The 13,162-nt window shown below is 63.3% G+C and carries 12 protein-coding genes; 1 reads left to right on the forward strand and 11 read right to left on the reverse strand.

From position 1 onward, the window contains the following. Positions 1–680: 680 nt before the first annotated feature. The 11 genes from MU846_RS07025 to glyA all read right to left on the reverse strand — a co-directional run bounded on the left by MU846_RS07025 (position 681) and on the right by glyA (position 11,909). Positions 681–1,133, reverse strand: a complete 453-nt coding sequence (locus tag MU846_RS07025) for a phosphatidylglycerophosphatase A family protein (RefSeq protein WP_246951174.1) — start codon at positions 1,131–1,133, stop codon at positions 681–683. Positions 1,134–1,635: 502 nt separating this feature from the next. Continuing rightward, complete coding sequence (gene thiL / locus MU846_RS07030) at positions 1,636–2,586, reverse strand: thiamine-phosphate kinase (RefSeq protein WP_246950968.1); 951 nt, start codon at positions 2,584–2,586, stop codon at positions 1,636–1,638. A 14-nt stretch (positions 2,587–2,600) separates the two neighbouring features. Then, the gene (gene nusB / locus MU846_RS07035) at positions 2,601–3,041 is read right to left on the reverse strand and encodes a transcription antitermination factor NusB (protein ID WP_246950970.1); all 441 of its coding nucleotides are present in this window, start codon (positions 3,039–3,041) and stop codon (positions 2,601–2,603) included. Then, positions 3,041–3,511, reverse strand: a complete 471-nt coding sequence (ribH, locus tag MU846_RS07040; protein WP_246950972.1) for a 6,7-dimethyl-8-ribityllumazine synthase — start codon at positions 3,509–3,511, stop codon at positions 3,041–3,043. Before ribH ends, nusB begins: the two co-directional genes overlap by 1 nt. 104 nt (positions 3,512–3,615) lie before the next feature. Next, positions 3,616–5,472, reverse strand: coding sequence for a glucans biosynthesis glucosyltransferase MdoH (gene mdoH, locus MU846_RS07045; protein WP_246950974.1), 1,857 nt, complete (start codon positions 5,470–5,472; stop codon positions 3,616–3,618). A gap of 4 nt (positions 5,473–5,476) precedes the next feature. Then, positions 5,477–7,045 (reverse strand): OpgD/OpgG family glucan biosynthesis protein, encoded by a 1,569-nt coding sequence (locus tag MU846_RS07050; protein WP_246950976.1) that lies wholly within the window; start codon positions 7,043–7,045, stop codon positions 5,477–5,479. A 144-nt stretch (positions 7,046–7,189) separates the two neighbouring features. Next, positions 7,190–8,302, reverse strand: coding sequence for a bifunctional 3,4-dihydroxy-2-butanone-4-phosphate synthase/GTP cyclohydrolase II (gene ribBA, locus MU846_RS07055; RefSeq protein ID WP_246950978.1), 1,113 nt, complete (start codon positions 8,300–8,302; stop codon positions 7,190–7,192). 4 nt (positions 8,303–8,306) lie between these two features. After that, positions 8,307–8,972 carry a riboflavin synthase gene (locus tag MU846_RS07060; protein ID WP_246950980.1) on the reverse strand — a complete coding sequence of 222 codons (666 nt, stop codon included), beginning with the start codon at positions 8,970–8,972 and terminating at the stop codon, positions 8,307–8,309. A gap of 54 nt (positions 8,973–9,026) precedes the next feature. Beyond that, positions 9,027–10,127 carry a bifunctional diaminohydroxyphosphoribosylaminopyrimidine deaminase/5-amino-6-(5-phosphoribosylamino)uracil reductase RibD gene (gene ribD, locus MU846_RS07065; protein ID WP_246950982.1) on the reverse strand — a complete coding sequence of 367 codons (1,101 nt, stop codon included), beginning with the start codon at positions 10,125–10,127 and terminating at the stop codon, positions 9,027–9,029. Positions 10,128–10,175: 48 nt separating this feature from the next. Next, positions 10,176–10,649 carry a transcriptional regulator NrdR gene (gene nrdR / locus MU846_RS07070; RefSeq protein ID WP_246950984.1) on the reverse strand — a complete coding sequence of 158 codons (474 nt, stop codon included), beginning with the start codon at positions 10,647–10,649 and terminating at the stop codon, positions 10,176–10,178. A 6-nt stretch (positions 10,650–10,655) separates the two neighbouring features. Continuing rightward, a complete protein-coding gene (glyA, locus tag MU846_RS07075) occupies positions 10,656–11,909 on the reverse strand; it encodes a serine hydroxymethyltransferase (protein ID WP_246950986.1) in 1,254 nt (417 codons plus the stop codon). Positions 11,910–12,123: 214 nt separating this feature from the next. Between glyA and MU846_RS07080 the strand changes: the two genes are divergently transcribed. Then, entirely contained in the window at positions 12,124–13,128 is a 1,005-nt protein-coding gene (locus tag MU846_RS07080) for a metal-dependent hydrolase (protein WP_246950989.1), read from the forward strand. The last annotated feature ends 34 nt before the right edge of the window (positions 13,129–13,162 follow it).

Genomic DNA, 13,162 nt, shown 5'->3' on the forward strand with positions numbered 1-13,162 from the left:
AGCGTCATCTCTACGTGAGACCGCTCCTGCATAGCGCCACCTGTGCAAAAGAGTGGCCTGTGCAAAAAGTCGTCACAGAGACTCTGTTTCCCCAAATCTGCTCCCCCACCACAAAGACGTTATCGAAGCGCGTGCGACACAGAGCCGTCCCTGAGGCAGATACCGGACGACCAGGTGACGGCGCTGCGATTGATGCATGCTTATCCACGGTGCGATGGCGCACATCACTGATTCACCGCCATGCCGCCCGGCTTGTCACGCCTCGAAAGCTGAGCGCACGGTGTCTTCGACGATACGCGCCGTATAAAGAACGTGTGCGGTCATATCCTGCCCGAAAGCCGATTGAGCTGGTGATGCTGGCCGAGATCGGCAAGGTTACTCTCGCAGGCACCGCTGCGTCGCGGATCAGCGTATCGTTGATCATGAAGCGATAAATCCGGCCGTTAATGGATTGCTCGCGCGCCCAGTGATGTCAGCTGACGGAAGCGCTTCGCGTTATCGCCACGCTCTGCGGCAAGCCTGGAGCGCGGCGGAAACCCATCAGGAGCGTTTGGTTAAAGCGGCATTATTCCCCGAATACGACGTGATGTGGCGGCTGGTTTGACACCAGACAGCCTGACGGCTTGCTGCTGAATACGCGTGAGAAAAGCGGCTGCTGCGCGGTGTCGTGCTGTGGCGTCTCAGCCCAGCCAGGCCAACGCAACCTGCAACACCAGCGCGGCGTACACGCCGGCCACCAGATCGTCCAGCATGATGCCGGTGCCGCCGTGCACCCGCCGATCCAGCCAGCCGATGGGCCACGGCTTGAGCACATCGAAAAAACGGAACAGCACAAAACCGAGCACCAGCCCCAGCCAGGATATCGGTACTGCGATCATGGTAATCAGAAAGCCGGCGAACTCATCCCACACAATCCCGCCGTGATCGTGCACGCCCATATCTCGCGAGGTGCGCCCGCACAGCCACGGCCCGACGGCGATCACCGCCAGCGTGCCAAGCAGATAACCCCACAGCGGGAGTTGCGCCAGCAGATACCAGAGCGGGATCGCCGCCAGCGTGCCGAACGTGCCCGGCGCCTTCGGCGCCAGCCCACTGCCGAAACCGAACGCCAGAAAATGCACCGGGTTGTGCATGTCCGGGCGCCGGGCTTCCGGGGGCCGGCCATCCGGGCGCCGGGCCTCCGGGGGACGGCCGTCGGGGCCTCCAGGTTGGCCAGATGGCATCCGCGTATCTGTGCTCACATCCAATTCCTTGAAAGCTGTTTGAGAGTAATTTCCGCCCGGCTCCTGCTCGCGGGCGCCCGCCGCCCCGCGCTGAACTCGCCGGACGTAGCCGTGCTTGCACAGGTGCTCGAATAGCCCACCGAAGCGTCATCGCCAGCGCCGAGGATATCTTGCCCTGATCCTCCTGCCCCTGGCCTTCCGCATGGTCGCCCCGTTTCTGTTATCTGGCGTGGCGCTGGCAAGCATCTTGAAACAAACGCTGCTTTCCCATGCAGCTCAACAACATATAGAGACACACCAGTCTCGATACTATCAAAGGGGGCAGCGGGCAAAGGGGCAGCGAACAAGTGAAGAAGCTGCTGGGCTACGCCGCTCGGGAGCGCCTGCTCACACCCGCACGCAAGCACCTTGCTCACGTTCGAAAATGATCCCAGCCAAGCGGCAGCGCCGGCAGCAGCTCGCCGTCGGCGCCCAGCACCTGTAGCCCCGGCTCACTACGGATGCGGCCGATCTGCACCGCATCACGCGGCAGGTTCAGGCCGGGCATGAGGGTAAACAGCAGCAAGTAGTCATCACCACCGGCCAACTGCACACGCGCCAGCGCGTCCTCTGGCTGGCTGGCGGCCCACTCGGCAAGCGCCGGCGAACACGGCAGCTGCGCCAGCGATAGTTCAGCGCCAACGCCTGATTCTTCCAGTATGTGCCCGAGATCCGCCGCCAGCCCATCGGAGATATCAATGCAGGCGCTGGCGATGCCGCGCAGCTTCTGGCCAAGGGCCAGCTGCGGCGCGGGCCGGCAGAAGCGGCTTGTGAGCGCGCCCGTGCGTGCGCCTGCCTGCCAGGCCGCCAGCCCGGCAGCGGCCTCGCCGGGCACGCCGGCAATGCAGAGGCGATCGCCGGGCCGGGCGCCGCTACGGCGCAATGCACGGCCGGCGGGCACTTCGCCGGTGACTTGCACAGTAATCGTAAGCGGCCCGCGCACGGTGTCACCGCCCACCAAGGCGATATCCGCTTGCCGAGCGAGCGCCTGAAAACCTTCGCAGAACGCCGCCAGCCACTCGGCATCGGCGACAGGCAGCGACAGGCTCAGCAGGCACCAGCGTGGCGTGGCGCCCATGGCGGCAAGATCAGAGAGATTGACGGCAAGGCTGCGCCAGCCGATATCTTCGGCCGGCATATCTTCGGGAAAGTGGCGGCCGCTGATGAGCGTATCCAGACTCATCACCAGCTCGCAGCCCGGCGTCGGCGTCAGGATCGCGCCATCATCACCGGGCCCGAGCACAACGCCCTGGCCGCCGCTGGCGCCCTGGTGGCCTTGGCGGCCCTGACGAAAGAACTGCCGGATCAGCGCAAATTCATCCATGGTGCCGCCGTGGGTCAGCGCGCCGCAAATTCCACCTGGCGGCACTTGCGCGCCACCTTGTCGAGCACGCCGTTGACATACTTGAAGGAATCTTCGGCACCGAACAGCTTGGCCAACTCGATGCCTTCATTGATGACCACCCGATAGGGCACATCAATACGCGCCAGCAGCTCGAAGGTGCCGATGCGCAGGATCACTTTCTCGATCTGAGACAGCTCCTGCACCTTGCGGTCCAGGGCCGGTGCAAACAGTGCGTCCAGCTCTTCCAGCCGTGGCGGCACGCCGTGCAACAGATCGTGAAAATAGTCGATATCGACTTTTCTCATGTCGTTTTCGGCACGGAAATGCGCTTCGATCTCATACAACGGCTGCCCTGCAATCTGCCATTGATACAGTGCCTGCAAAGCAAACCGGCGTGCCTTGCGGCGCGCCGAGGGGGAAGTATGAGTCGCCATCAAAGTTGCTTCAGCAGGCTGACCATCTCCAGCGCCGAAAGCGCCGCTTCAGCACCCTTGTTGCCCGCCTTGGTGCCCGAACGCTCAATGGCCTGCTCGATGGTATCCACCGTCAGCACACCGAACGCCACCGGCACGCCGGTGCTGTTCTGGATCGACGCAATGCCCTTCGCTGCTTCGCCCGCCACATACTCGAAGTGCGCCGTGCCGCCGCGAATCACCGCGCCCAGCGTAATGATCGCATCGTAGCTGTTCTTGTCGGCAATGCGCTTCACCGCCACTGGCAGCTCCCAGGCACCCGGCACGCGGATAATCTCGATGTCGGCTTGTTTGACGCCGTGCCGCACCAACGCATCGACAGCACCTTCCAGCAGTGCCTCGACGACAAAGCTGTTGAATCGGGCCACGACGATTGCGAAGCGGCCGCTTACGCCAGTGAGAACGCCTTCTATGGTCTTGATATCTTTCATGTTCAACCCTTGCTTGCGGACGGACAGCCGGCCACGGGCCAGCCGGGCGGCAAAACGGCGCTATTGTAACGCTTACCGTAGCGGAATACCTGCCTTGCGTGCTGTTATAGCCGCTGCCGGGGCATGGCCACTGGCTGCTCGGGCGGCAATAGCGGCGGTGCCAGTGCCTGCGGCAGCGCTGGCTGATTCGCCAGCCGCTCGGCCACACCTTGCAGAACAGCCTCTGGCTCCACTTCGTCAGGCGTAATGAACACACCGGCGCTGTGCATCACAGCACCGAGCCAGGGGCTGCTGGAATAGCGCACCACGGGCGCCGCCAGCAGCAGGCCCGCCAGCACAGGCGTCAGCCACCAGAAAAATACTGGCGCCACCCACCAGGTCAGCGCCCCGGTCAGCAGGGCCAGCAAGGCCCCTGCTGCGGTGCGCCGCCACGCCTCTGCCCAGGGCACCAGGCGCCCCGCGCGCACCTGAGCGTCCCAACTGACGTTGCGGCCCAGCAGAATGCTGAGCACGAACCAGGCGTGAAACATCATCATCAGCGGCGCGATCAGGATGGCAAACAGCATTTCCACCACCGCACCGCTCAACAGGCGCCTGGCGCCACCGAACGCTCGGCGCCGATCACGCAGGGCGATCACCACGCCCAGCACCTTCGGTAACAACAGCAGCGCGATGGTGATCGTCAGCAAGGTGATAATTTCGCCGGTGCGCACAATCGGCCAGTCGGGAAACAATTGATAGGCGCTGGCAAAATATTCTTCGCTGTCGAGCGCACGCCATACGGCATCCACCGCACTGAGCAACAGCATCAGCAGCCACAGTAGCGACGCGATATATGCCAGCGCACCAAACAGAAAATGCAGCCGGCTGACGATATGGAACCCGGGTCGAAACAACAGACGCAAGTGCTGCATGTTGCCCTGCACCCAACGGCGATCGCGCTTGGCATAATCAATCAGGTTACTGGGGACTTCTTCATAACTGCCTTGCAGATCGGCACGCAAAAGCACTTGCCAGCCCGCTCTGCGCAGCAGCGCGGCCTCGACAAAATCATGGGACAGGATATCGCCCCCCAGGGGCGGCTTGCCGGGCAGCGGCGGCAAGCCGCAGTGATCGATAAACGCTCTGGTACGCAAAATTGCATTGTGGCCCCAGTAATTGGCCGCATCCATCTGCCAGAAGCTCAAGCCAGCAGCCAGCATGGGGCTGTAAAGGGCGGCCGCAAACTGCACGAATCGCCCGAAAAAAGTGACCGAGCGCACCGGAATCGGCACCGTCTGGATCAGGCCGCATTGCGGCTGGCTCTGCATCAGCCGCACCAGATCAAGCAGGCAATCGACCCGCATGATGCTGTCGGCATCGAGCACAATCATGAAGTCATAGCACGCGCCCCAGCGCTGGCAGAAATCTTTCAGGTTGCCAACCTTGCGTTCGGTGTTCTGTGCTCGCCGGCGGTAAAACAGCCGCGCCCGCGGCTGGCGCGCTTGCAATGCTTGCCAGGCCTCCTGCTCGGCCGCCGCCACTTCGGCACGCGAGCTGTCCGACAACAAGAACACGTCGAAATGCCCCAGCCACCCCTGCTCGGCAAGCTCGGCAACCATCGCTTCAACCCCGGCCATCACGCGCCGGGTTTCTTCATTGCAGACAGGAATCACAAGCGCCGTGCGGGCGGTGACCGGCGCTTCGGGCACCGGCTGCTGGCGCGACAATGTCAACGGATCACGGCGGCTCCATTGCAGTAAAAAGCCCAGCACCGCGGTCCAGAAAGCGACCACAATCCAGCCGAACACAACCACAAACAGCGCCAGCACCATGGATTCCAGCATCGTCATGCCGTTGGCGCGCAAAATCTCGAACATCAATCCCGCACCCGCGAGCGTCGAGACGATCACCAGCAAGAAGAACAACGGCCGCCGCCAGCGGGCAGCCGGCCAGGCTATGAGCGAGCGCGTCCCGACCATGCCGTTACTCCATCGCGTCGGCGGCCCAGAGATAGCTCCAGACTTCACTCAGGCGCTGGTCCTTGAGCGCCAGATGGAGCCGCATATCGACCACATCATGCTCCTGCGGATCAAGCTTGAACGATACCCGCCAGGTGTTGCCGTCCGGCAATTGCCGCACATGCAGGTCGCGTACCTCGCCGACCGGGTGCGAGAGCACGGGCCGCAGTGGTGCCTGCGCGGCCAGCGAGGGCAGCTCGCCGCCACGAAAATCCACCACGAACTGCCGCACCGAGCGCGGCGGCGGATCGGGCTCGCCCGGCACCGCTGCCCAACCGATGCGTGTACGCAGCACAGCAGCCAGAGCATGATCGGGCACGGTTTTCTCGACTGTGCGCAGTTGATAGGCAAAGCGCCGGCTCTCACCGGCTTTCAGCGGCGCGTCCGGCACCCAGTAAGCGACAATATTGTCGTTCACTTCCGAATCGGTCGGGATCTCCACCAGCTCCACACGGCCCTTGCCCCAATCGTGTTCCGGCGTCACCCAAAGGCCCGGCCGCCGCTCATAGGCCGCTTCCAGATCCTGGTAGTGTTCAAAGCGGCGATCCCGCTGCAGCAGCCCGAAGCCTGCCGGGCTGCTGTCCTGCATCGAGGTGACGCGCAGCACACCGGGATTACCAAGCGGCCGCCAGATCCATTCCCCCTCGCCAGTGAGCACTTGCAGCCCGTCGGAGTCGTGCACTTCCGGCCGGAAATCATCCACAAAACGTGTGCTGTTTTCACCGTGATGGAACATGCTCGTCAGCGGTGCAATGCCAAGCTTCCCGATATCCTTGCGGGCAAACAAACGCGCATCCACGCGCATACTGGTCGGCGCACCGGGCGCTATTTCGATCCAGTAGGCGCCGGCCACCGAGGGGCTGTCGAGCAACGCGAACAGACGCAGCCTTGGTTCCTCCGGCTGCGGGCGGAACAGCCAGAATTCACGAAATACGGGAAACTTCTCGCCACGCGGTTCGGCGGTATCAATCGCCAGCCCGCGAGCCGAGATGCCATACGACTGCCCGGGCCCGACCAGCCGGAAATAAGACGCGCCCTGAAACACCAGAAACTCGTCTTTGTGCTCGGCAGTATTAATCGGGTAATGCACACGAAAGCCGGCATAGCCAAGCTCTTCGGAAGCTATGTCGGCCAGCGGCGCAGCCGGGCCATCGTAGCGGAACAGCTCGCGCCGGAACGGCAACTGCACCGCCCGATTATCTTCCACCAGATTGATCTGCACGGGTTCCTGATAAAGAAAGCCAGGGTGAAACAACTGGATTTCAAACAGCGACTGGCCGCGCCACAGTGCTTGCTCGGGCTTGAAACGAATGGCGCGGTATTGCTGATAATCAATCGTCGCAAGCGCCTCGGGCACGGTTACGGCAGGCGCCTGGAAACGCTCCGCCGCCAGCGCACGGGCACGCTCTTCAATGCGCTGAAACAGCGCACCGGCATCCGTATTGCGGCTGGATTCAAGCACCAGTTCCGACGCCACCGCCGGAGCGGAGAACAGGAGGCAGGCCAACAGGCCCGGCAACACCCGGTAGATCATGTGCGACACTCCCTTGCTGCAGCAGCGCCGACGCTGCACCAAGGGCACAGGCCGGGCGAAGGCTTCTCAATGTAACGCAGCAAGGAAGAAGCGCCCGGCAGGGGGCCGGGCTTTTGTTAAAGTTTTACGTTGGCGAGCCGCGTTTTACACCGAGGGCGGCTCGACGTATTCGACGATTTCCAGATCAAAACCGGACAGCGCATTGAAGCGCATCGGTGAGCTCAACAGACGCATCCGGCGCACACCCAGCTCCCGCAAAATCTGCGAGCCGGTGCCGATGTTGCGATACGCGGGGCCGCCCACGCGCGGTGCGCGGCGCTGGCCGGAAAAATATTCATCCACCATCGTCTGCACGCGATTGGAAACATAATCCTGGCCAAGAATAATGGCCACGCCAGCCTCGCTGCGTGACAGCTCCTCCAGCACCAGATGCATGTTCCAGCCGGTACGGCCATCCATCTTTGCGCTCATCAGATCGCGCAGCGGATCAACCAGATGCACCCGCACGGTGACCACGGTGTTGTCCTCGATGTCGCCTTTCACCAGCGCCACATGTGTCAGATCGTCCACCGTGTCACGGAACGTGATCAAGCGGAAATCGCCGTACCAGGTGGGCAGCACATGATCGCTGATCCGCTCGACGGTTTTCTCGTTGAGCATCCGGTATTCGATCAGATCGGCAATGGTGCCGATCTTGATATCGTGCTCTTCGGCAAACTTTTCCAGATCGGGGCGGCGCGCCATGGTGCCGTCTTCGTTGATGATCTCGCAGATCACGCCGATTGGTGCGCAGCCGGCCAGCGCCGGCAGATCGCAGGCGGCTTCCGTGTGCCCGGCACGATGGAGCACGCCACCCGGCTCGGCCATCAAGGGGAAAATATGGCCCGGCTGCACGATATCCTCCGGGCGCGCCTCGGGTGCGGCGGCGGCTTGCACGGTGCGCGCACGATCGGCGGCAGAAATGCCGGTGGTGACGCCTTCGGCGGCCTCGATCGACACCGTGAACTTGGTGCCGAAACCGGAGCTGTTGCGTTCCACCATCAACGGCAGATTCAACTGCTCGCAGCGCTCGCGGTGCATCGGCATGCACACCAGCCCGCGTGCGTATTTGATCATGAAGTTGATGGCTTCCGGCGTGCAATGCTCTGCCGCCATCACCAGATCGCCTTCGTTCTCGCGATCCTCATCATCCATGAGGATGACCATACGGCCGGCGCGGATGTCCTCGATCAGTTCCTGGACTGTGTTCAACTTCATGCAATCACCTTTTCAGAAAACCGTGTTCGGCGAGAAACGACATGGAAACGCCCTCGCCTGCGCCCGGCTCGGCAGCGCGCTCGCCCAGCAGCAGCCGTTCGAGATAACGGGCAATGATATCAACTTCCAGATTCACTCGCGTGCCCGGCGCCCAGCCACCGATGGTGGTCACCTGCTGCGTGTGCGGAATGATGTTCAGTGAAAACACAGCGCCGCTGACGCTGTTCACGGTCAGGCTGATGCCGTCCACCGTGATCGAACCTTTGTGCGCAATGTAGCGCGCCAGCGCCGCTGGCGCCTGAATATCAATGCGCGTGGAGCGGGCATCCGGCTGCAAGCTGATGATCTCGCCAAGACCGTCCACATGACCGGAAACCAGATGGCCGCCCAGACGCGTGCTCGGCGTAAGCGCTTTTTCCAGATTCACTTTCGAGCCGGCACGCAACTGGCCCAGCGAGGTCAGCCCCAGCGTTTCGCTGGAGACATCGGCAGTGAAGCCGTGGCCGGGCAAACCGGTGACTGTCAGACAGACGCCGTTGACGGCGATCGAGTCGCCCAGTTGCACATCGCCAAGATCCAGCGCGCCGGTGTGCACGTCCAGCGTGACGTCACCGCCACGGGGCGACAGGCTGCGAATCTCGCCGAGCGCTTCAATGATGCCGGTAAACATGCCTGATCTCCTGCAATCCGTCCTGCGACGTGTTCTGCAATGCGCCGCCCCCGGTTATCGGGGCTTGAGGGTAAAACTCAAGCGCAGATCAGCGCCGATGGCGCGCATCTCGCGCAGGTTGAGATGTTGCCGCTGCGCCATGCGCTCGATACCGGGCAGCACCAGCAGCGGGCGCGCTTCGGAACCCAGCAGCACCGGTGCCATGTACACCACCAGCTCATCGACACAGCCGGCTACCAGAAAGGCGCCTGCCAGCCCTGCACCGGCTTCCACCAGCACTTCATTGCAGCCACGCCGTGCCAGCTCCGCCAGCACCGCACGCGGCGTCCACTGGCCGATCATGACTTCCGCGCCCGCATCACGCAGCGCCTGCGCACCCGTCTCGACGCCGCCGAGCACCAGGCAATCACCTTCGCCGCGCACCACAGCGGCATCAGCCGGCGTGCGCAATTGCCGATCCATCACCACGCGCAGCGGCTGCCGCACCGGGCCGGGCCCGTATGCGGAGAATTGCCAGCTGTGCGGCCGCACTGTCAGAGCCGGCTCGTCCGTCAGTACCGTGCCGATCCCGGTCACCACCGCCGACGAGCGGGCGCGCAGCCGCTGTACGTCTTCCCGCGCCTCCGGCCCGGTGATCCACTGTGATTCACCCGATGCCATGGCGGTGCGGCCATCCACGCTCATCGCCAGCTTCACCCGCACAAACGGCAGTCCGTCCGCCATGCGGCGCACGAACCCCGGATTAAGCGCCTTGGCGGCGTCTTCCAGCAGGCCCACTTCGGTTTCAATGCCGGCCTCGCGCAGCCGGGCCAGGCCTTGGCCGGCCACCTGGGGATTGGGATCTTGCATGGCGGCGACAACCCGCGCCACCCCGGCATCGATCAGCGCCTGGGCACAGGGGCCGGTGCGCCCGGTGTGCGAGCACGGCTCCAGCGTGACGTAACAGGTAGCGCCATTGGCACGCGCCCCCGCCTGCGCCAGCGCGTGGCGCTCGGCATGGGCCTCGCCGGCGCGCTGGTGCCAGCCTTCACCCACCACTTCATCATCGCGCACCAGCACGCAGCCGACGCGGGGGTTCGGATCAGTGCTATAGAGGGCTTGTTGTGCCAGTTGCAGGGCACGGCTCATGTATTCGCGATCACGAATGTCGGCCATGGCCACCTCGCTCGGATGCGCAAGTATGACGGCAGGCTGCCGCCGGGATCATGGGTCTGCCGGCTTGCGGCCCGCCTGCTCAAGGCGATCCACTTCGGCACGAAAATCGGAGATATCCTGAAAACTGCGATAGACCGAGGCGAAGCGCACATAGGCGACATCGTCGAGCAGGCGCAGCTCTTCCATCACCAGCTCGCCCACTTCACGCGCCGGCAGCTCACGCTCGCCGGAGGCCCGCAGGCGGTGGCCGATGCGGGTAATAGCCGCCTCCAGATCCTCCATGCTGACAGGCCGCTTTTCCAGCGCCCGCAACATGCCGGCACGCAGCTTGGCATCGTCGAAAGGTTCGCGGGAACCATCGGATTTGACGATGCGCGGCATCACCAGCTCCGCCGTTTCAAAGGTGGTAAACCGTTCTCCGCAGCTCAGGCATTCGCGGCGACGACGCACCTGGCCGCCATCGGCAACCAGGCGCGAATCGATCACCTTGGTATCGTCTGCAGCGCAGAACGGGCAATGCATAGCGGTTTACTGCTCGTAAACCGGCAGCCGCGCACAGATCTCGCTGACCTGCCCGCGCACCCGCTCGATCACCGATTCATCGCCCATGTTATCGAGGATGTCGCAGATCCAGCCCGCCAGCTCGCGGCAATCGGCTTCGGTGAAACCGCGCGTGGTCACCGCCGGCGTCCCCAGGCGCAGCCCGGAGGTCACAAACGGCGAGCGCGGATCGTTCGGTACGGCGTTCTTGTTCACGGTGATGTGCGCACGGCCCAGAGCCGCATCGGCATCTTTACCGGTAATGTCCTGCTTGATCAGGCTGACCAGAAACAGGTGGTTTTCAGTGCCGCCGGATACCACATCAAAACCACGATCAATGAACACCTTGGCCATCGCCTGCGCGTTCTTGATGACCTGCTGCTGATAGGTCTTGAACTCCGGCGCCAGTGCCTCCTTGAAGCAGATCGCCTTGCCCGCGATCACATGCATCAACGGGCCGCCCTGGCCACCGGGGAACACCGCCGAATTGATTTTCTTGGCAATGTCTTCGTTGTTGGTCAGCACCAGGCCGCCACGGGGGCCACGCAGGGTCTTGTGCGTGGTGGTGGTGACCACATCGGCGTGCGGCATCGGGTTCGGGTACAGCCCCGCCGCCACCAGACCGGCCACATGGGCCATGTCCACCATCAGGATGGCGCCCACCTTGTCGCTGATCTCGCGAAAGCGGGGGAAATCCAGCAACTGGGAGTAGGCGGAGAAGCCGGCGATGATCATCTTCGGCTTGTGCTCCAGCGCCATGCGCTCCACTTCGTCGTAATCGATCAGGCCGGTTTCGGTGTCGATGCCATATTGCACCGCGTTGTAGCTTTTGCCGGAGAAGTTCGGCGCGGCACCGTGAGTCAGGTGGCCACCGTGGGCCAGGCTCATGCCCAGCACGGTGTCGCCCGGGTTCAGCAGGCCCAGGAACACCGCACCGTTGGCCTGGGAGCCGGAGTGCGGCTGGACGTTGGCAAACTTTGCGCCAAACAGCTCGCAGGCGCGGTCAATCGCCAGCTGCTCGATCTGGTCGACAAATTCGCAACCGCCGTAATAGCGCTTGCCAGGGTAGCCTTCGGCGTACTTGTTCGTCAGCACCGTACCCTGCGCCTCGATGATCCGCGGCGAAGCGTAGTTTTCCGAGGCGATCAGCTCGATATGCGCCTCCTGACGACGAACTTCGCCCTCAATGGCCGCCTGGATAGCAGGATCGAATTCCGCGATGGTCATGGATTTGGGAAACATGGGGTGCCCTACGGTCTGGTTACGGTGTGAAGGGCGCGTATTCTAACCAAATCCGCAGACAAAGGCACTGAAGCCCGCTCATGATGACGTGAGCAGGCCACACACAGGCGCTGCCGCGCTCCCGGCACCTCGCCGGGCAGCGGCAGCCGGTTGGCAGCACCGGCGCGCTTTGCCAGCATGTGCCGCGCCCATTCGCTGCACGTGGACACTGGCCATGGATTCACTGACCCAAATCGCCCTCGGCGCCACCGTCGCCCACACCGTCATGGGCCGCCATGCCGGCCGCCGTGCGCTGGCCTGGGGCGCCGCCCTGGGCACACTGCCGGATCTGGATGTGCTGGTGCCGCTGGCGGATCCCGTGGCCGCCTTCACTTATCACCGCTCGGCCAGCCACTCGCTCATTGTGCTGACACTGCTGGCACCGTTGCTGGCCGCGCTGATCAGGCGCTGCCACAAGGATCTCGGCCACCTTCGCTGGCGTTGGTTCTGGCTGGTCTGGCTGGTGCTGATCACGCATGTGCTGCTGGATGCGCTCACCGTATACGGTACGCAGCTTTTCTGGCCGCTCACCGATTATCCGGTGTCCGGCTCGGTGGTGTTCATCATTGATCCGTTTTACACCGTACCCCTGCTGGCCGGGCTTGTGGGGGCACTGTGGGTGCGTGATTCGGCGCTTGCACTGCGCTGGAGCGCTGCCGGGCTGGTGCTCAGCAGCAGTTACATGTTGTGGGGCATGGGCGCCAAAGCCTGGGTGGATCACCGCGTGCACACTTATCTGGCCAGCCATGAGGTCGCACACACCCAAGTGCTGAGCACACCCACGCCTTTCAATACTCTGCTCTGGCGGATAGTGGTCATGACGGACGATGGCTATCTGGAAGGTTTTTACTCGTTGCTAGATGGGCACGGAGCACCGACCTTTACCGCCCATCGCAGCGACACGGCACTGCTGGACGATCTCGGCGAGCACTGGCCTGTAGCACGGCTGGCCCGTTTCACGCACGGCTTTTACAGTATCGAGCGCACCGCCGATGGCCGCGTGGTGATGACGGATTTACGCATGGGCCTGCGCGGGTATTACTCATTCGCGTTTCAGGTGGCCGAGCTGCAACCTGATGGCACTGTCACACCCGTGCCCAGTGCGTGGGCACGTGCTGAAATCAGATCACGTGAGCTGGGCTGGGTATGGCAGCGTCTGACCAGCGCCGGCATCGACTGACGGCTGGCCCGGCGCACGCTACGCCCCTATGATG

It is taken from the genome of Alcanivorax quisquiliarum (assembly GCF_023051175.1).
In the GTDB taxonomy this organism is placed as follows: Bacteria; Pseudomonadota; Gammaproteobacteria; order Pseudomonadales; family Alcanivoracaceae; genus Isoalcanivorax; species Isoalcanivorax quisquiliarum.

Excerpts from the sequence above, each read along its gene's own strand:
- ribD (WP_246950982.1), bottom strand. The coding sequence starts at position 10,127 with ATGGCCGACATTCGTGATCGCGAATACATGAGCCGTGCCCTGCAACTG.
- ribH (WP_246950972.1), bottom strand. The coding sequence starts at position 3,511 with ATGAAAGATATCAAGACCATAGAAGGCGTTCTCACTGGCGTAAGCGGC.
- MU846_RS07060 (WP_246950980.1), bottom strand. The coding sequence starts at position 8,972 with ATGTTTACCGGCATCATTGAAGCGCTCGGCGAGATTCGCAGCCTGTCG.
- mdoH (WP_246950974.1), bottom strand. The coding sequence starts at position 5,472 with ATGGTCGGGACGCGCTCGCTCATAGCCTGGCCGGCTGCCCGCTGGCGG.
- MU846_RS07050 (WP_246950976.1), bottom strand. The coding sequence starts at position 7,045 with ATGATCTACCGGGTGTTGCCGGGCCTGTTGGCCTGCCTCCTGTTCTCC.
- glyA (WP_246950986.1), bottom strand. The coding sequence starts at position 11,909 with ATGTTTCCCAAATCCATGACCATCGCGGAATTCGATCCTGCTATCCAG.
- ribBA (WP_246950978.1), bottom strand. The coding sequence starts at position 8,302 with ATGAAGTTGAACACAGTCCAGGAACTGATCGAGGACATCCGCGCCGGC.
- MU846_RS07025 (WP_246951174.1), bottom strand. The coding sequence starts at position 1,133 with ATGCACAACCCGGTGCATTTTCTGGCGTTCGGTTTCGGCAGTGGGCTG.
- MU846_RS07080 (WP_246950989.1), top strand. The coding sequence starts at position 12,124 with ATGGATTCACTGACCCAAATCGCCCTCGGCGCCACCGTCGCCCACACC.
- nrdR (WP_246950984.1), bottom strand. The coding sequence starts at position 10,649 with ATGCATTGCCCGTTCTGCGCTGCAGACGATACCAAGGTGATCGATTCG.
- thiL (WP_246950968.1), bottom strand. The coding sequence starts at position 2,586 with ATGGATGAATTTGCGCTGATCCGGCAGTTCTTTCGTCAGGGCCGCCAA.
- nusB (WP_246950970.1), bottom strand. The coding sequence starts at position 3,041 with ATGGCGACTCATACTTCCCCCTCGGCGCGCCGCAAGGCACGCCGGTTT.